The sequence below is a fragment of the Paenarthrobacter sp. AT5 genome, from assembly GCF_032764245.1.
In the GTDB taxonomy this organism is placed as follows: domain Bacteria; phylum Actinomycetota; class Actinomycetes; order Actinomycetales; family Micrococcaceae; genus Arthrobacter; species Arthrobacter ureafaciens.
In genome coordinates this window covers 28,983-47,457 of sequence record NZ_CP136441.1, presented here as the reverse complement: position 1 = coordinate 47,457, position 18,475 = coordinate 28,983, and the positions used below count along the sequence as shown (strand labels likewise).

Annotated in this window: 14 protein-coding genes and 1 tRNA gene; 13 read left to right on the top strand and 2 right to left on the bottom strand. The window is 63.1% G+C overall.

What is annotated here, in order from left to right:
• The first annotated feature begins 61 nt into the window (after positions 1 to 61).
• The gene (locus RI444_RS00220) at positions 62 to 622 is read left to right on the top strand and encodes a hypothetical protein (RefSeq protein ID WP_207605294.1); all 561 of its coding nucleotides are present in this window, start codon (positions 62 to 64) and stop codon (positions 620 to 622) included.
• On the opposite strand, the gene RI444_RS00215 is transcribed toward RI444_RS00220, so the two are convergent.
• Complete coding sequence (locus RI444_RS00215; RefSeq protein ID WP_207605836.1) at positions 619 to 1,992, bottom strand: flavin monoamine oxidase family protein; 1,374 nt, start codon at positions 1,990 to 1,992, stop codon at positions 619 to 621. The genes RI444_RS00220 and RI444_RS00215 overlap by 4 nt on opposite strands.
• A gap of 109 nt (positions 1,993 to 2,101) precedes the next feature.
• On the opposite strand from RI444_RS00215, the gene RI444_RS00210 reads away from it, so the two are divergent.
• The 6 genes from RI444_RS00210 to RI444_RS00185 all read left to right on the top strand — a co-directional run bounded on the left by RI444_RS00210 (position 2,102) and on the right by RI444_RS00185 (position 10,171).
• Positions 2,102 to 2,833 carry a TetR/AcrR family transcriptional regulator gene (locus RI444_RS00210; RefSeq protein WP_069696606.1) on the top strand — a complete coding sequence of 244 codons (732 nt, stop codon included), beginning with the start codon at positions 2,102 to 2,104 and terminating at the stop codon, positions 2,831 to 2,833.
• Positions 2,834 to 3,104: 271 nt separating this feature from the next.
• Positions 3,105 to 5,711, top strand: a complete 2,607-nt coding sequence (locus RI444_RS00205; protein WP_242703179.1) for a GEVED domain-containing protein — start codon at positions 3,105 to 3,107, stop codon at positions 5,709 to 5,711.
• A gap of 91 nt (positions 5,712 to 5,802) precedes the next feature.
• Positions 5,803 to 7,284, top strand: coding sequence for a SpaH/EbpB family LPXTG-anchored major pilin (locus RI444_RS00200; protein WP_062094402.1), 1,482 nt, complete (start codon positions 5,803 to 5,805; stop codon positions 7,282 to 7,284).
• Positions 7,285 to 7,382: 98 nt separating this feature from the next.
• The gene (locus RI444_RS00195) at positions 7,383 to 8,312 is read left to right on the top strand and encodes a class C sortase (RefSeq protein WP_207605295.1); all 930 of its coding nucleotides are present in this window, start codon (positions 7,383 to 7,385) and stop codon (positions 8,310 to 8,312) included.
• Positions 8,313 to 8,334: 22 nt separating this feature from the next.
• On the top strand, positions 8,335 to 9,462 hold the full coding sequence (locus RI444_RS00190) for an L-talarate/galactarate dehydratase (protein ID WP_062094397.1): 1,128 nt from the start codon (positions 8,335 to 8,337) through the stop codon (positions 9,460 to 9,462).
• Positions 9,463 to 9,472: 10 nt separating this feature from the next.
• Positions 9,473 to 10,171: a FadR/GntR family transcriptional regulator gene (locus tag RI444_RS00185; protein ID WP_207605296.1), complete on the top strand. Its 699-nt coding sequence runs from the start codon at positions 9,473 to 9,475 to the stop codon at positions 10,169 to 10,171.
• Between the two features lie 154 nt (positions 10,172 to 10,325).
• Here RI444_RS00185 and RI444_RS00180 read toward each other — a convergent pair.
• Positions 10,326 to 10,408: transfer RNA gene (locus RI444_RS00180), tRNA-Leu, on the bottom strand.
• Between the two features lie 384 nt (positions 10,409 to 10,792).
• On the opposite strand from RI444_RS00180, the gene RI444_RS00175 reads away from it, so the two are divergent.
• Genes RI444_RS00175 through RI444_RS00150 form a run of 6 tightly spaced genes read left to right on the top strand, consistent with a single transcriptional unit; the run spans position 10,793 to position 18,465 of the window.
• Positions 10,793 to 11,530, top strand: coding sequence for an FhaA domain-containing protein (locus tag RI444_RS00175; RefSeq protein ID WP_021473196.1), 738 nt, complete (start codon positions 10,793 to 10,795; stop codon positions 11,528 to 11,530).
• Between the two features lie 5 nt (positions 11,531 to 11,535).
• Positions 11,536 to 12,015 carry an FHA domain-containing protein gene (locus RI444_RS00170; RefSeq protein ID WP_031216763.1) on the top strand — a complete coding sequence of 160 codons (480 nt, stop codon included), beginning with the start codon at positions 11,536 to 11,538 and terminating at the stop codon, positions 12,013 to 12,015.
• A gap of 3 nt (positions 12,016 to 12,018) precedes the next feature.
• Positions 12,019 to 13,740, top strand: a complete 1,722-nt coding sequence (locus RI444_RS00165) for a protein phosphatase 2C domain-containing protein (RefSeq protein ID WP_207605297.1) — start codon at positions 12,019 to 12,021, stop codon at positions 13,738 to 13,740.
• Complete coding sequence (locus RI444_RS00160) at positions 13,737 to 15,167, top strand: FtsW/RodA/SpoVE family cell cycle protein (RefSeq protein WP_193592407.1); 1,431 nt, start codon at positions 13,737 to 13,739, stop codon at positions 15,165 to 15,167. Before RI444_RS00165 ends, RI444_RS00160 begins: the two co-directional genes overlap by 4 nt.
• Positions 15,164 to 16,621, top strand: coding sequence for a penicillin-binding transpeptidase domain-containing protein (locus tag RI444_RS00155; protein ID WP_207605298.1), 1,458 nt, complete (start codon positions 15,164 to 15,166; stop codon positions 16,619 to 16,621). The genes RI444_RS00160 and RI444_RS00155 overlap by 4 nt, the downstream gene beginning before the upstream one ends.
• The gene (locus RI444_RS00150) at positions 16,618 to 18,465 is read left to right on the top strand and encodes a protein kinase domain-containing protein (protein ID WP_062094389.1); all 1,848 of its coding nucleotides are present in this window, start codon (positions 16,618 to 16,620) and stop codon (positions 18,463 to 18,465) included. The genes RI444_RS00155 and RI444_RS00150 overlap by 4 nt, the downstream gene beginning before the upstream one ends.
• Positions 18,466 to 18,475: the final 10 nt, after the last annotated feature.

The window sequence follows — 18,475 nt, the reverse complement described above, 5'->3', positions numbered from 1 at the left end:
CCAAATTCCACGGCGCACCGCATACTGAAAACACAGCCTTTTGCGTCCGGGAGGTGCTCCGATGATGGTCATGTGGGGCTTTGCTTTGGTCCTTGCAACCGTGGCGACCACAATTGTCCTGCAACGAAAACTGACCCGCGGCCGCGGGCCGGAGCCGGACACCATCTTTTGGGATGCCTTCGCCGGGCTCGTTGTGGTGGTACCGGCGATTGTGGTTCCGGCCGTGCAGTGGGCACCGGCCGGGTTGGTGATGCTTGCCCTCACGGCCGCGACGGTGGCGGCAACGTTGGCGGCCATCCGCAAAGTCGAGCGTATCCGCGCTGCCGAGCCCCGCCGTCGTACGGGTTTCGCAGATGATGCCACCTGGCACCAGGCCCTCCTCACCAAGTGGCGCACCTACGAGTTGGACCCTGCTTTCGCCATTGACTTCCCGGCAATGTCCGACGTTCGGGTGCCCGAAACCGCCGCGCTTACCCAAGCCATGCGGGAGGCCGAGCACTGCAAGGTGACGGCCGGAACCGACTACCGTGCCGCCGTCGAACGCCTTGCCCATGCCCTTGCCGCCGCTGAACGCGCGGCAGGGGTACCCGCCGGCACGGCGGGCACCCCCAGCGCCGGTTAGGTCAGAACAGACGCCAGTTTGTCCGCTTCCACGATGCGCGCGGCGGTTGCCTGGCCCATGCGCACGGCGCCGTCCACGTGCTGGTAGCCCTCGGCCGCGAGGTCGGATGAAGCCCAGTAGATCGGGCCCACGTTGGCGTGCTGGTCCTTGCCGTAGCGGTGCAGGCCGCCCAGATCGTAGCTGGAGGCGTACGCCCCACGGGTCCATTCTTCCGACCCCCAGTCGGACTCGTAGTAGACCTCGGGGGCCAGGGCCTTCTCTCCCAGGAACCCGGCGATCGACTCCAGGATGGCCTTCTTCCGATCTTCAGCGCTGAGTTCGAAGACTGCGTCGGCCTTTTCGTCGGAGACAAAGCCGACCAGGGTGCCGCGGGTGTCGCCGTGGTTGGTGTTGTCGTAAACCTCCTGGACCAGGGCACCGGCGCTGAAGCAGGTCCCCGACAATCCGTCTTCGCGCCAGAACGGCGTCTTGTACACAGCGTGGACCTTAATGACCAGGCCCAGCGACTGGTGCTGGTGCATCTGGTGCTGGCGGCGCGGCAGCGGCGGGTTGAACGAAACCCGGGAGTACAGGTTCGGCGGTACGGCCATGATCACGTAGCGCGCGTTGACGGTTGCCCGGTCCGATTCGACCGTCGCACGGTTTTCTTCCCAATTGATGGTGCGCACCGGGCTGTTAAGAACGACGTCGGCGCCCAGTTCCGCCGCCTGCAACAGGGAGACCTGCTGCATGCCGCCGACTACCCGCTTGTCCAGGATGAAGTCCTCATCCGTCAGGTGGGTGAAGGACCCGGCGGATGCGGCCATGAGCACCGCCTGCAGGGCGGAGAAAGCATGTGCGGGCTTGGTGAGCATGCCACCGGCAATGAAGAGGCCGATGTTGTTGCAGGCTTCCTCATCGTGGGAGTTCCGGCGGAGCCAGTGGTGGAAGGAAATGGTGTCCAGCTCACGGGCCTTCGGATGGGCCCAGGGTTCGGTCGGACCGATTTCCGCGGCGAGTTCGTCCAGGATCCTTACCAGCTTGTCCATCTCGGCTTTGGTCGTCTCGCTGACCGGGAAAGTGTCGCCGGTGTACTGGACCCGCTTTCCGTCCGCTCCGATGTAGACGGATTCTCCGTCACGGTAGCGCGGGTACATCTCCAGACCGAGCTCTTCGAGCAGTGCCATGAGTGCGGTCTGGTCCGGGGAAACCCACTGGCCGCCGATTTCCAGCATGGCTCCGTCGACGGTGTCGGTCCATGTGCGGCCACCTACGCGGTCGCGGGCTTCGAGTACCGCAACGCTAAGTCCTGCCTTTTTCAGTTCACGCGCGGCCGTCAACCCTGACGGACCGGCACCGACGATCACAACGTCGCGCTCAAGATTCTGCATGATGTCCTTTCCGTGGCCGCCGGGTGGTGGCTGGCCCATAAATGAATGCCATTCATTTATATTCATAGTAGCGCCGGCTTCAGCTGCTGGGAAGACCTGCAATGGAATAATGCTGGGGACAATGGCAGCAGAAAGGCTTCCGATGCCCGCACCCACCCCCGACGCCGCGCCTTCAACTGTCGGCGCCGCTCCCGCCGGCAAAACCCGGCGACGCGCCGGTCGTCCCGTAGCGCGGGTTTTGGACCAAAACGGCATCACGACGGCGGCACTCGAGTTGATCAGCGCCAAAGGCTACGACGGACTCACCATGGCGGCCCTCGCCAAATCGCTGGGCGTAGCGCCATCCGCCCTCTATAACCACGTTTCCTCCAAGGACGACGTACTGCTGCTTCTCGAGGATCACCTGGCTGCCATGGTGGATGTATCGGCGTTTGGCACCGAACCCTGGGACGTCGCCGTCCGCAAATGGGCATGGTCGTACCGGGACGTCTTTTCCAAGCACACGCCCCTCATCCCGGTCATCGCCGTCCTGCCCGTTGCCAACGCCCCCAAAACGCTGGCCATGTATGAGGCCGTCACGGCAGGATTCCGCGATGCCGGGTTCCCCGAGGAGCGGATCATCTCTGCGATCGTCGCCTTGGAGGCCTTCGTATTCGGGGCGGCCTACGACGTCAATGCGCCGGAGGACATCTTCGACGCCGGCAGCCTGGCGGACCAGGTACCCAACTTCACCGCCGCAGTGGACCGGCTTGCCGCCGAGGGCCACGCAATGCCCACGAACGTCGCCTTCAGCCTCGGGCTGGAGGCACTCATAGCCGGACTTGGAGCCCTGCGGCAATAGCCGGACCCCTTCAAAAGCCGCCCTCATGAGCGCGGCCATATTGTCGCGCCCCGGAGCCTGAATCCACGGCTTCTCTGCAATGCCGGGCTGCAAGCTCCGGTCATGAGGTAAGCGTGACTAAGGTCACATTCGTTTCGGCAACACAATTCGCCCTTTCAGCCGCCTTTAACAGCGATATCCGGTCCGATCGCATCGGACAGCCTCATGGCCCCTGGCGTGCGTCCACATCCAGCGGCCGCGCCAATTCCGGAAAGACGCTGAAGGGAAGACGTTGTTTAAGTCAACATCAAAGAAGGCGAGAGCCTTTATCGCCACGTTGGTGGTCCTCCTGGGGATACTCGCCAGCGCGATCCCGGGCGCCGTGACACCTGCGCGGGCTTATCAAGTAGCCATTAACAACGCCACCGTCAGCCCTGGGCAGGCGATCTTGACCATGCCCGGATCCAATTTGACCACCACCTATAACATTGGCGGGCTGACCGGGGTGGTAGGCGGGGCCAGGATGGACAGCCGCGGCTACGTTGCCTCCGACTACCAACAAGGGATCGCGACCAATACACCCGGCGTGGAAATCGTCACCGAACTCACCAACAACTGCCCCGCGTCCGGAACATGCAGCGGTTTGGGAACTCTCACCATGTCCTTCAACCAGCCTGTGCGGAACCCCGTGCTCAATATCGCCGGCTTGGGCGGCCACGTCTATTTTGATGAAAACGACAACAACACCATCGATGGGCAGTCGCAGCACCACGCCGTCCTCAATCTGGCCACGCCGGGGCTGAGCCTGACCAAACTTTCCGGCGGCAACCTCGCCGTTTCGGGGAACTCGATCACCAACACCAACCACAACTCGGGAGTCTCCTGCACTTCCGGCGTTCAGACTGGCACGCCGGATCCGTTAGATGCGCAGGCTTCGGCGGGATGTGGTTCTGTCCGCATCAACGGCGTTGTGACCAGCGTGACCTTCAATGTCACCGGCGTCTTCGTCCCGGTGAGCTCAACACTGCCGGGCTACACAGAGAACGACATCTCGAAGCAGGGGCACAACCAGGATAACTACGTCGTTACCATGACAGTGCCGCAGGACTTCGGAGACGCACCGGCGTCGTATGACCAAAGCAACGCTGCCCGGGCCATCCTCTCCGACGTCGCACTGGGACCGAACGTCACCGAGGACAACGCACTCGTGGCCAACGGCACCTCCTCGCCCAACGCCAGCGCCTCGGCCACCCTGGACCAAAACGATGACGGCGTGACCCTTGCACCGTTCACGGCCGGAACAAGCAGTTACTCCACCACGGTTGCCATCACCGGCGCCAGCAAAGCAGGCACGGTTTGCGGATGGATCGACTTCAACAAAAACGGCCGCTTCGACAACCCGGCGGAACGGGCCTGCGCAACCTTCGCAGCGGGGGCAACACAAGCAACGCTCAACTGGACCGGGCTGTCGACAGTAACGGCCGGAGACACCTACGCCCGCTTCCGCGTGGGGTACAACAGCACCCAAACGCAGGTCCCCATCGGAGCTTCCGATTCCGGTGAAGTTGAGGACTATATCTTCACCATCTCCCCGGCAATCGTTCCCGCCCCATCCATTTCGCTGGTGAAGTCCGTGAACAAGAGCACCATGGTTGCCGGGGAAACAGCCACGTATTCCTTCACCGCCCAGAACACAGGAAACGTCACGCTGACCGGAGTCGTCATCAACGAGACCCAGTTCTCCGGCACCGGCACCATGAGCGCCCTCTCCTACACCTGGCCCGGCCTCCCTGGAATATTGCTCCCGGGCCAAACCGTGACCGCCACTGCTACGTACGTCATTAGTGCCGTGGATGTCACCAGCGGCCTGCTGACGAACACCGCCATGGTCACCGGCAATCCGCCCATCGGCAATCCAGTGACCGCCAGCGATGATGCCGAAGTCCCCGCCGACCCCGCCTGGACGATCAAGAAAACGGCCTCCGTCAATGGCAGCGGGACCGCCGTCGGGCAGTTCGTGAACCCGGGCGACACCATCACCTACACCGTTACCGCAACGAGCGTGGTGGGACAGATCAGCGGCATTGTCCTAACGGACAACCTCGCCGGGGTCCTCAACAAGGCCACCTTCGTGAATGGCTCTGCACTCCTGACCATCGGTTCGGGCGCTCCGACTCCTGTGGCGAATCCGGTTTCACCGTCCACCACGCTCAGCACTGCGCCCTTCACGCTTCCCGCCGGGAAGACTGCAACCTTGCAGTACAGCGTCACCGTCAACCAGGGTGCCTGGAACTCCACGCTGATCAACACGGTCACCGGCAGCGCAGCGATTCCCCCGCAGCAGTGCGCCACCGGATCCGGCACGCCCGGAGCCGATTGCACCACCACCCACCGGACACCGGCCAAGGTCCTCATTGAAAAGATCGGCGAATCATCCGCGTCCACCTGGGTTCCGATGGATGGGTCGAGCTGGGCCATCCACGACGATGCAAGCGGAACTCCCGGAGCGGTCAACACCGCTTACACCGTCGCGGCAATCGTAGGCCAGACCGGACAATTCCAGCTCGAAGGCATCCAGCCGGGCGTGTACTGGCTGGAAGAAACCGCAGCCCCGGTCGGCTTCAACCTGCTCGCGGAACCCGTGCAGTTCACCATCGCCGCCGACGGCTCCGTGAGTTTGGGCCAGGGCAGCGGAGGAGGCGTTGTCACGACCACTGACGCCAACGGAGACGGCATCTTCCTGCTCACCGTCAAGGACGTTCCCGCGCTCAAGCTCCCGGAATCGGGCGGAATCGGCTGGTGGCCGTTCACCATGGCCGGCTCAGCGCTCCTCCTGTTTGCCGTCGTCCTGGCAATGCCGGGCGTCCGGGGCAAGCGCAAGCAGCAACCCATCACCTAAAACCACCGGGCGGTTCGTTCCCTTGGGCCGCCCGGCCCTGAATGTTCACTTCCGAGCATCTGCACCATCAATAAACAGAAAGAGGAAAAGAGTGAGTAACCCAAGCTCCCGGCGGTTATTGAAGACCGCCGCTGCAACGCTTACCGGGGCGGTGCTGGCAATGACCTTCTCGGTCGCGCCGGCCACCGCCGCCCCCTTGGTGGACCCGGACCAGACAGGCTCCATCACTGTTCACAAGTTCGAACGTCCCGCCACTCCCACGGGCTTGCCCAACAACGGCACTCCCGTGGATACCTCGGGACTGACGCCGCTGAGCGGCATTGAGTTCACAGTCCAGCAGGTCAACACCATCGATCTGGGCTCCAACGCGGGATGGGACGCCGCACACAACCTGAGCAGCGTCTTCTCGCCCTCGGATCCCACAGGGTCCATCACCGGCGCCGGATACAGCCTCGGCGCGGGACAGGCACAGGCCACCGACAGCCAGGGTACTGCAGCCTTCACCAACCTCCCTGTAGGCCTGTACCTCGTCACGGAGACCAACTACCCCGCCGGTGTGACGCCGTCGGCACCGTTCCTGGTATCCATTCCCTTGACCGACCCGGACAACCAGGACAACTGGCTCTACGACGTCCATGTTTACCCGAAGAACTCGGTCAGCGGGGCGGAAAAGACCGTCACCGATGCTCCCGACGTCAAGCTGGGCGACCAGATCGACTTCACCATCACCGGCGACATCCCCAATGAGGAAGTCATCGACGGCTACAAGATCGTCGACCAGCTCGACGACAAGCTGACGTACGTCAGTACTACTCTCAGCCTGGTTGACGGCACGGTCCTCACCGAAGGTGTCGACTACACGGTGGTCTTCGATTCTGCGTCAAACACCGTCTCCGTAGTCTTCACTCCGGCCGGCCTGGACGTCCTGGAGGCCCACACGGACAGCCGCGTCAAGATGGTTGTTGGCACCACCGTGAACACCATTGGTGAGATCGAGAACGAAGCTTTGGTCTACCCGAACGCTGCCAGCGTCAACGCCACCCCGGGCCAGCCCGGCGGCCCGATCGTCACGCCTCCGGTTGTTACCAAGTGGGGTGAGATCACCCTTGAGAAGGTTGACGAGAACGGCGCAGCCCTGGCTGGAGCCTCCTTCTCCATCTACACCAACCAGGCTGACGCCGAGGCCGGCACCAACCCGATCAGCCTGAACGGCGAGACCGAGTTCACCGTTGCTGCTGATGGAACGCTGACCGTGTCCGGTCTGCGTTACTCCGATTGGGCCAACGGCGTTGCCGTTGCACAGGGCGATGCCAACTTCCGTACCTACTACCTGGTTGAAACCAAGGCGCCTGCCGGATACGAGTTGCTCGCCGAACCGATCTCCTTCCTGATCAATGCCACAACGACGCCTGTGGGAATCGACCTGCAGGTCAAGAACGTCCCGTCCAACTCGGGCTTTGAGTTGCCGTTCACCGGTGGCCCCGGAACGAGCGTCCTTTACATTGCCGGCGCCCTGATCCTTGGCGGCGCTGTCCTGCTGTTCGCGCGCTCCCGCAAGGCGAGCAACAACTAGCAGTCCCAGGAGCCCGTCTCCATCCAGAACAAAGTGGGGAAGAACAGCCAGCGCCGTTCTTCCCCACTTTGCTGCCATTAGTACGTCCCAGGAGAAACATGACCCAGCCCGAATCTTCTCCCCCACAACAACACAGCCGCCGACGCTGGAGCAGGCAGCGTCTGGTGGTTGTGTTGGCCGCCATTATTGGCGTTGGTGTGCTCCTGTACCCCACCGCGGCAGCGTGGTTTTCAGACCGCATCCACGCCACGGAAATCAGTGGCTATGTAGAAACGGTCGAGAGCCTTTCGCCTGCAGCGCAGGAGAGCCTGTTGAAGGAAGCACGGCAGTTTAATGCAGAGCTCCCATCAGGCCCGCTGCGTGACCCCTACACCTTGAACGAAGACGGCGGCCGGTCGCCCGTCAGCGCAGATTCGGAGACGTACCGCAAGCTGCTCGATGTGGGCCCGGGCGGCATGATGGCTCGTATCAGCATCCCGTCCATCCACACTGACCTCCCCATCTTCCATGACACGGATGAAGCGACCTTGGCCAAGGGAGCGGGCCACCTCGTCGGTTCCAGCTTGCCTGTAGGGGGTACAGGCAGCCACAGCGTGATCACAGCGCATTCAGGTTTCGTCAGCGCCAAGCTCTTCGATGACCTGGACAGGGTGAGCGTGGGCGATACCTTCACCCTCAGCGTCCTGGGCGAAACCTTGTATTACAAGGTGGACCAAATCCTCACGGTCTTGCCGGAAAAGACGGACGACCTCCGGAAGGTCGATGGCAAGGACTACGTGACATTGGTGACCTGTACTCCCACCGGAGTCAACAGCCACAGGCTCCTTGTGCGTGGTGAACGCGTCGACGGACCGTCAACTGCAGGCGGAACAGCCCTGCCAAGCCAAGCGATGGATCCTGGTTTCCCTTGGTGGGCGGTGGTGTTGGTTCTGACGTCCGTTGGCGCTGTGGTGGCGACCAAACCCCGGGAAGCAGCCAAACGTCGTCGCACTCTTGTAACACAAGTGCACGACTTGTATCCTAAGTAGCAACTTGTCACTAAGGAGACCCATGAGCCCCGTCGACCTTGTCCGCCACGTCAAACTATCCACTGCACGGCTGCCCCTCGCGGTGCCCATCAGTGACGCCAAGGTCTTCACGGGCCGGCAAAAGCCCATGACAGAGGTGGTCTTCCTCTTCGCCGAAATCACCACGGAACAGGGCCATAGCGGCCTTGGCTTCAGCTATTCGAAGCGGGCCGGCGGCCCCGCGCAGTACGCCCATGCCAAGGAAGTTGCCCAGGGCCTGATCGGCGAGGACCCTAACGACATTGGCAAAATCTACGCCAAGCTCCTCTGGGCGGGCGCATCGGTGGGCCGTTCCGGCGTCGCCACCCAAGCGCTTGCCGCCGTCGACATTGCGCTGTACGACCTCAAAGCCAAACGTGCCGGACTCCCCTTGGCCAAGCTCCTCGGCTCCTACCGCGATTCCGTCCGGACCTACAACACCTCAGGCGGCTTCCTGAACGCCACGTTGGACGAGGTCAAAGCCCGTGCCACCCAGTCCATCGAGGAAGGCATCGGCGGCATCAAGATCAAGGTCGGCCTGCCCGACTCCAAGGAAGACCTCCGCAGGGTGGCCGGCGTCCGCGAACACATCGGCTGGGACGTTCCACTCATGGTGGATGCCAACCAACAGTGGGACAGGGCCACGGCCCTGCGCATGGGCCGCCAACTGGAGGAATTCAACCTCATCTGGATCGAAGAACCCCTGGACGCGTACGACTTCGAGGGCCACGCCCACCTTGCCCAGGTCCTGGACACGCCCATCGCCACCGGCGAAATGCTTGCCTCGGTGGCCGAACACAAGGGCCTCATCAACGCCAACGGCTGCGACATCATCCAACCGGACGCACCGCGCGTCGGCGGCATCACGCAGTTCCTGCGCCTGGCGACCCTCGCGGATGAGCGCGGCCTGGGCCTGGCGCCGCACTTCGCAATGGAAGTCCACCTCCACCTCGCAGCCGCCTATCCCACCGAGCCGTGGGTGGAGCACTTCGACTGGCTCGATCCGCTCTTCGAGGAACGGCTGGAGACGAAGGACGGCCGCATGATCGTCCCGGATCGCCCCGGCTTGGGCGTGACACTCAGCGGGCAGGCGCGTGCCTGGACCACCGAGTCCGTGGAGTTCGGCGCGTAATCTTGAAGCCATGAGCCGGAACCTGACCGCGGACCTCGCCGCCGATCTTCGCAACCGCATCGTCGACGGCGTCATCCAGCCAGGTGAGAAGCTTCCCAGCGAAAATACGCTCATCAGCGAATTCGGGGTGAGCAGGACCGTCGTCCGCTCTGCCTTGACGCGATTGCAGGCCGAGGGACTCGTGGAAACCGAACGGGGGCGGGGCAGCTTCGCGCTGACCCCGCCTGCCGACGCGCCCGCCCAAGCCCCGGGCGCCCGTGCCGTGTCCAGCCTCGAAGACCGGCTCCAGATGCTCGACTTCCGCATCGGCGTCGAAACTGAAGCCGCCGCCCTCGCTGCGCAACACCGCACGGACCGCCAACTCAAGGCCGTACACGGGGCCCTCGAGCAGTTCACTGCCGGTTCCGGCCATCCGGCCCAAGCCATGAAGGCCGACTACGAGTTCCACCGTGCGGTCGCGGCGGCGTCCGGCAATCCCTTTTACATGGACTGCATCGACGCGCTGGGGCAGACCATGATCACCATGCCGCGCCGCCGCCTGGTCTCAAGCGACGAACTTGACTCCCCCGAGCACTTCGCCCACGTGGTGCACGAGCACGCCTCCATCTATGCGGCCATCGCGGAGTCGGACCCGGCCGCTGCCGCGGCAGCCATGCGCATGCACCTGAGCAACTCACGACGCCGGCTCAGGACTTCGGCGCGCGGCTAACCTCCCGCCCCACCCCACCCAACTAGGTCGCATTTAAGCGCGTTTAGACCGCCCAGAACGCGCTTAACTGCTACCGAGTTGGGTGCGCACAGGACAAAGGTGGGCGCACAACAAAAGAGCCCCGGTCCAAAGACCGGGGCTCTTTCTGATTGCGTGCGCGAGGGGGGATTTGAACCCCCACACCCTTTCGGATACTGGCACCTGAAGCCAGCGCGTCTGCCGTTCCGCCACTCGCGCGCAACTTCTTTTTCCAGAAGCTCACCGGCATTCCGGCTTCGCTTCCTTCAAAAGCAGCGAGATCAAGCATAACGGACACCGTGGGAAAAACACCAATCGGCCATCGCGGGCAGCCCGGAAGGATGATCAGCACCCCGGGTTCAGCCACCAAACACGGACTTCAACGGCTTTTACAGAGAGGAAAATCAGATCCCTTCCTCCCCCGCCAGCACAGGCAAGGAGTGAACTTTTCCGGGCCGCACGGCGTTGTGGATTAAGGCCATTCCCAGTCACTCCAAGTAGTATCGGGAAAGAGAAGGGCCGTTTGGCGCTCACTTTGCTGTGTGCGCCTACAGTCTGCAAACCAGGCACAACGGGTGCCGCGATCAGGAAAGGAGAAGGACCATGGGCTTGCTGGACAAAGTCGAGCGGGGCATTGAAAAGGCTGTCCGCAACGTCTTCTCCACGGGGTCGCGGGCGCGTGTTGAGCCGGTGGAAATTGCCAGCAAATTGCGGCGGGAGCTGGACAACCAGTCCATCACCATTGCCGCCGGCAGGACACTCGCCCCCAACGTCTTCGATGTCCTCCTCAGCAATGACGACTTCGCCAGGGCGCAGGAGTGGGGCACTCCCCTTGCCGAAGAGCTGTGCGATGTAGTCATCCAACACGTTCGCAGCCAGGGCTACACGCTTCAGGGGCCGGTAAGGATCTCTTTCCGCCGCAATGAAGAAGAACGTGCCGGCCATTTTGAAATCGCCTCAAGGACAGAAAAATCCGGAGGTGCCCAGCAGGCTCCCCGGCCGAATGTCCCCGCCGCTCCCGTGCGTCAGCCAACCCGCCTCCAGCCTGTCTTGGACATCGGTGGCCAGCGTTATTCCCTCAACGCCCAGTCAGTAGTACTGGGCCGCTCTTCTGAAGCGGACATCCTGGTGGACGACACCGGTGTTTCCCGGAAGCACCTTGAGGTCCGCACCCAAAACGGCACCACTTGGGCCGTCGACCTTGGGTCCACCAACGGCAGCTATGTCAACGGGCACAAAGTGGACGGCAGCGTGGAACTCACTGACGGCTCAACCATCACGATGGGACGTACCAAGATTATTTTCCGCCTTCTCCCCCAGAACCCGGGTGGCAACGCGTGAACGACATCAGCGAACTGACAATCACGGCTCTTCGCTTCGGTTTCCTCCTGCTGCTCTGGGTCCTGATCTTCAGCATTGTGTCCACCATGCGGCGGGACTTCCAGATCGGCCGCAAAGCCGTGACCGGCGCTCCTACAGCCCGCGAGGTCCGTAAGCACCCCGAGCTGGCAGCTTCACCGCCGCCGGCCATCCAGCACGCCCGCAACCTCGTAGTCACCGAGGGCCCGTTGAAGGGCACCACGGTCCCGCTCGCTGCCAGCCCCATCCTGCTTGGCCGCGCCCAGGAAGCCACCCTGGTCCTCGAAGACGATTACGCCTCAGGCCGCCACGCGCGCTTGTTCCCGCAGGGCAGCCGCTGGTTCATTGAGGACCTCGGCTCCACCAATGGCACATACCTGGCCGATCAGCAGCTCACCCGCGCATTGCCGGTGGAGCTTGGCGTCCCCGTGCGAATCGGCAAGACGGTCATTGAATTGAGGCCGTAGCCCATGGCCTCTACCGAGACCACCGAAGGCAACGAAACACCGGCGGAGCGCCCCCTCATCATGCGTTACGCCGCGCGTTCCGACGTCGGACGGATCCGCTCCAAAAATGACGACTCCGCCTACGTGGGGCGTCATCTTGCCGTGGTTGCCGATGGCATGGGCGGTCACGCGGGAGGCGACGTCGCCTCTGCGTCTACGGTGCTGGACATGATCCACCTGGACCACGACGATTACCCGGACGGCGCCGATACCGTCCTCGCGGACGAGATCCAGACCGCCAACTCGCTGTTGTCCGAGCTGGTGCACCAGAATCCCAAACTGTCAGGCATGGGCACGACGGTCACTGCGCTCCTCCTCGAGGGACGCAAGCTGCACTTTGCGCACATCGGCGACTCCCGCGCGTACCGGCTCCGCAATAAGAAGTTCGAACAAATCAGCATCGACCACACGTTCGTTCAGCGCCTCATTGACGAAGGCAGGCTGCGCCCGGAAGAAGCGGAAACCCACCCGCACAAGAACGTGCTCATGCGCGTCCTCGGTGACGTCGATGCCAGCCCCGAACTGGACCTTGATGTCCTCGACGTCGAGCCCGGTGAGCGCTGGCTGCTCTGCTCCGACGGCCTGAACTACGTGGCCGGCCACGTCGTTGAGCGGATGGTCCGGGAGATCAAGGACCTCCGCGAATGCGTGGAAACCCTCGTTGACCTCACTCTCGAGGCCGGAGCACCGGACAACGTCACCGTGGTGATGCTCGAGATCGCGGAAGAAACGGACGACGACGTCGCAACGGCCGCCGTGGACATCGTTCCGGCCGCCGGGGCCACCCCGCGGGACGAACCGGACGCCGTTACTGCCAGCAAATCGGCGGAGGACGCCGGGGAATCCACGGCTTCCAAGAATCAGGAAAAAGAGCCTTCCGTCGCCAAGACGGCCGGTGACGGGTCCTCCTTCAGTTCAGGGACTCCGGGGTCGGCAGAAGAGCAGCCTGACCGGACCAGTCCCTCAAAGCCCGATGCTACGGAAACCGCGGAAGCCACAGAGGACTCCAAGGAACCTCCTGCCACCACCGACCCCAATCTCGGCGAGCACCTTTCGGCCGAAGTCCTTCGGGAGGAACTGGCCAGCCGCCCGCACCTGCTCGTGGGCGCAGCTGCTACTGCGGCCGAGACCGGCTCCATTCCAACTGTCGCGGGCCGTACGGTAGCCCGCCGGGCAGCAACCGTCCTGACCCACAAAGCGGAGCAGGACCGCCTGGAACTGCCGGAACCGCCCCGTCGCCGCTTCCGCTGGCTCATGCCGGCCGTCGCTGCGGTGGTCGTCCTGGGCGTTGTGGTGGGTCTTTGGCTGGGATACGCCTGGACCCAGACCCGTTACTACGTGGGCGAGTTCGACCAGCGCGTGGCCATCTTCAATGGCATTTCCCAACGTTTGGGACCCATCCAGCTCTCCCGCCTCGAAGCCGTCACGGACCTGCGCGTTGACTCGCTGCCCGAGTACGGCCAGCAGAGCGTGCGCCAAACCGTGCCTGCGGGCGATCTGGACGATGCCCAGCGCATCGTGGAGAACCTGAAGAACTTCGGCAGCGCCTCGGCCAACTGCCCCAGTCCTTCTCCTTCTGCCACGGCCACGCCTTCGCCAACTGCAAGCGTCCCCGTCCCCAGCACGGCAGCGATTGCCACCCCAACGCCCTCGCCCGTCCCGACTCCATGTGAGGCGGCAAAATGAGCCAAACAGACATCACCCCCAAGCCCCGCCGGAACGTTGAGCTGGTTCTCATCGTCCTGGCTTTGGCCGTGGGTATCGGTGCCAGCGCCCTGGTCAGCATCAACTCTGAATCCGGCCTGGACAACGACTTTTGGTTCCAGTCGAGTCTTCTGGCTGTAGCTGCCTTCGCCTTCCACGTGGTCCTAAGGCTCCGGGCTAAATATGCCGACCCAGTAATACTTCCAATTGTCGTTGCACTCAACGGTTTGGGCCTGGCCCTCATCCACCGCATGGATGCCCCCGGCGACGACACGGGAAACAACCAGCTCCGATGGACCCTGATCGCCATGGCGGTCGCTATCGCGGTGATCTGGTTCCTCAAAGACCACCGGATCCTGCGTCGCTTCACCTACATTTCATTGGCAGTGAGCGCGTTCCTGCTGCTCCTTCCCCTGATTCCCGGCATCTCCGCCGGAGAAATCCTTGGTGCAAGGGTGTGGATCCGGGTAGGGCCCATGACCTTCCAGCCGGGCGAAATCGCAAAGATCACCCTCGCTATATTCTTCGCAGGGTATCTATCCTCCAACCGCGACCTCATCCTGTTGGCCGGCCGGAAGATCGGCCCCATGCAGTTCCCGCGTTTCAAGGATCTTGGCCCCATGATCACCGCGTGGCTGGTGAGCATCGGCGTCCTGGTCTTCCAGCGCGATCTTGGCTCCTCCATCCTCTTCTTTGGCTTGTTCATCGTGATGATCTACGTGGCCACGAGCCGAATCTCATGGGTGGTCATTGGTGTCACCCTCATACTCGGCGGCGGCTTCATCGCCTCGCGGATCTTCTCCCACGTAGCTTTCCGCATCGACAGCTGGATCAATGCCTTCACCCCGGAAGTCTTCGGACGTTCTCCCGGCGGCAGCGGCCAGATCGTGCAGGGCCTGTTCGGCATGGCCGACGGCGGCCTGGTGGGCACCGGCCTCGGCCAAGGCAGGCCGGACCTGGTCCCCTTTGCCAACAGCGACATGATCGTTGCGCTGATTGGCGAAGAACTGGGACTCATCGGCTTGTTTGCCGTGGTGATGCTTTATCTCCTGCTGTTCACGCGCGGTTTCCGCGCTGCCCTCGGAACCAGGGATGCCTTCGGAAAGCTGTTGGCCTGCGGACTGTCGTTCGCCATCGCCCTGCAGTGCTTCGTGGTGATCGGCGGCGTTACCCGGCTCATTCCGCTCACGGGCCTCACCACGCCGTTCCTTGCCGCCGGCGGATCCTCGCTGCTGGCCAACTGGATCATTGTCGGCCTGCTGCTGATGATCTCCAACACGGCGCGTGGCCCTGTGGATACCACCCCCATGGTCACTAAACCTCCAGCAACCAGCAGCACTCCGGCCGCACGCAGGCCGGCCACCGGACAGACACCCAGCGCACCAACAGAGGCGGTGAAGCAGCAATGAACCAGGCTATTAGGAGTTCATGGATGGCTGCCGTCGCCATGTTCGCGCTGATCTTCGGTGCCATCAGCTACGTGCAGGTCATCGGCGCTGACGAGCTCAACGCCAACCCGTGGAACCAGCGTGCCATCCTGGCGTCCTTCTGCAACGACCGCGGCGCCATCATCGTGGACGGGAAGCCCATTGCCGAGTCGGTGCCAGGGACGGAATCCTGTGCCTTCCAGCGGAAGTACACGGAGCCGGAACTCTATGCCGGTATCACCGGGTACTTCTCTAAGGGATTTGGCTCCACCGGCCTGGAACAGTCAATGGGCGACACCTTGGCCGGCAACTCGGACCAGCTCTTCCTGGACCGCGTCAGCCAAATGTTCCTTGGCAACGAGCCCAAGGGCGCGTCCGTTGAGTTGACCCTTGATCCGGACATCCAAAAGCTCGCATACGACCTCATCCCTGACGGCCAGCGCGGGTCCATTGTGGTGACGAACCCCAAGACCGGAGCGATCCTGGCGATGGTGTCCAAGCCTTCCTACGATCCCAACCTCATCGCCACTCATGACACCAAGGCAGCACAGGCCAACTACACCGAGCTGAACCAGATTCCCGGCATCAACCTGAACCAGAACGTCAGCGGCCCCACGGGCAACCTGCTGTCGCCGGGATCGGTCTTCAAGCTCGTCGACACCGCAGCAGCGCTGAACTCGGGCAAGTACAACAAGGACAGCGAACTGCCGAATCCGGCCAGCCTTCCGCTTCCGGGGTCCAGCGCAAGCCTCCCCAACTATGCCGGCGGTAACTGCAACGTCCGGGAGACGGCGTCGTTCTCTTTCGCCCTTGAGCAGTCCTGCAACACGCCTTTTGCCAGCATCGCCCTGGACCTCGGCCAGGATGCCATCAGGGAGCAGGCTGAGAAGTTCGGATTCGGTGACAACTTCGGCGATCAGCTCAAGCTCCAGATGGCCCAGAGCGTCTTCCCCAAGGACCTTGACCAGGCACAGCTTGCACAGTCCTCCGTGGGACAGCGCGACGTGAAGGCTACGCCGTTGCAGATCAACCTCATGACCGCGGCCATCGCCAACGGCGGAACGCAGATGAAGCCCAGCCTGGTGAAGACCGTCAGGGCGCCGGACCTTCGCGTCATCAGCGAAACCAAGCCCGAAACCCTCCGCAAGAGCACCACTGAACCCATCGCCAGCCAGATCACCGAGTGGATGACCAGCGCCGTGGACAACGGCATCGCCAACGGCGCTTCCGTCCCGGGAGTCAAGGTAGCCGGCAAGACCGGCACCGCCGAACTCGGTGATTCAGGCCTGAACAATTCATGGTTCACCGGGTTTGCCCCGGCGAACGACCCGCAAGCGGCCGTCACCATCGTCATGGAAGGTGTGGATGTGCTCAGCGGCTCAAAGCTAACCAGTCCGAACGCAAAGAAGATTTTTGAGGCGGTGTTGAATAAGTGAGGCCTACTTCGGGAATCACACTCGGCGGCAGGTTCCAGCTGACCAGTCGCATTGCGATTGGCGGCATGGGCGAGGTCTGGAAGGCCAAGGACCAGATTCTGGGCCGGATCGTTGCCATTAAGGTGCTCAAGGAGGAATACACGGGCGACCCCGGGTTCCTCCAGCGTTTCCGCGCTGAAGCACGGCACACCGCGCTCCTCAACCACATCGGCATCGCCAACGTCTTCGATTACGGCGAGGAGGCCGGTTCGGCGTACCTGGTCATGGAACTCGTCCCCGGCCACCCGCTGAGCGCCATCCTGGAGCGCGAGCAGGTGCTGTCTCCGGACATGACGCTTTCCATCATTTCCCAGACGGCACGCGCCCTGGCGGTGGCACACGCACAAGGCCTGGTGCACCGCGACATCAAGCCGGGCAACCTCCTGATCACCCCGGACAACCGGGTCAAGGTCACGGACTTCGGCATCGCACGCTTGGCCGACCAAGTGCCGCTGACGCAGACCGGACAGGTCATGGGCACCGCCCAGTATCTGGCTCCGGAGCAGGCCACGGGGCAGACCGCCACGGGTTCCTCGGATATTTACTCCCTGGGCGTCATCGGTTACGAGTGCCTCACCGGGCACCGGCCGTTCTCCGGCGAATCCCAGATTGCGATCGCCCTTGCACAGGTCAACGACGCTCCACCGCCGCTTCCGGAGACGCTGCCGACGCCCGTGCGCGCACTCTTGATGTCCATGCTGGCCAAGGACCCCAAGAACCGTCCCGCCAACGCCATCAAACTGGCCGAAGCCGCGGAAGCGATCCGTAACGGAGACATCGCCACCGCCCACGCCGCGGTGCCCGGCATGCTCCTCTTCGAGGACTCAACCGGTCCCCTCACCGCACCCGTCAACACCGCCACGGCACCCACCGGCGTCGTCGCCTCACCATTCGGAAAAGAGCAATCGACGACGGCGACTTCCGCACTTCCGGTGGTCGGCGCAGCTGCCGCCGGGGCTGCTGCAGGCGCCGCAGGCGCTTCCGCAGCGTCATCGGACAACGCCTTGGCCCGGGCCAATGCGTTGGAGGCAGAGCGTCAGCTCAATGACGAAGAAGTGATCTACAGCGACGACGACAATTACGACGACGCTGAGCCCGACCGCAAGAAACGCAGTCCTTGGACCTGGCCTTTGGTGGCTTTGATCCTGCTGGTTCTCTTCGCCTTGGTTGGATTCCTGATTTCACAGTCCGGGTTCTTTTCACCGAGCCCTTCTCCGAGTGAATCCACATCGTCCAGCCCCAGCCGGACGTCGGCGCCGTCGTCAACTTCGGCAACGCCCACACCCACGCAAACCTCCCAGGCGCCGTCACCGACCCAGACCACACCTCAGAAGGTCAACGTCATTCCGGAAGAGTACCTGGGCCAGCCGTTTGAAACGGCCAGCGCGGCTCTTCGGGGCCTCGGCCTTGGCGTCAACGGCCAGGAGGTCTTCGACGACACCGCCGCCGTCGGAATTGTTGTGGACGTGAACCCGAGCGGTCCTGTCGACCCCGGCACCACCATCACCGTCAAGTACTCCAAGGGACCCGAGAAGCCCGCCACAGTCCAAGTTCCGAACATCGCTCCGGGTGCCACTGAGGCGCAGGTGCGGGCCACCCTCGAAGGTGCCGGCCTCCGCTGGATTCCAGGAGATCCCGTCAACGGTGCCGTCGGCCAGGCACCGAACACCTTCGTCAGGTCATCGCCCGCAGTTGGAACTGAAGTTGAGGAAGGCTCTACGGTCACGTACTTCCTCTCCCGCTCCGTTGTGCCCACCAGTCCGTCAACCTCCAGCGGTAGCCCCAGCGGCCGCCCGAGCAACTAAGTAGTCCTTG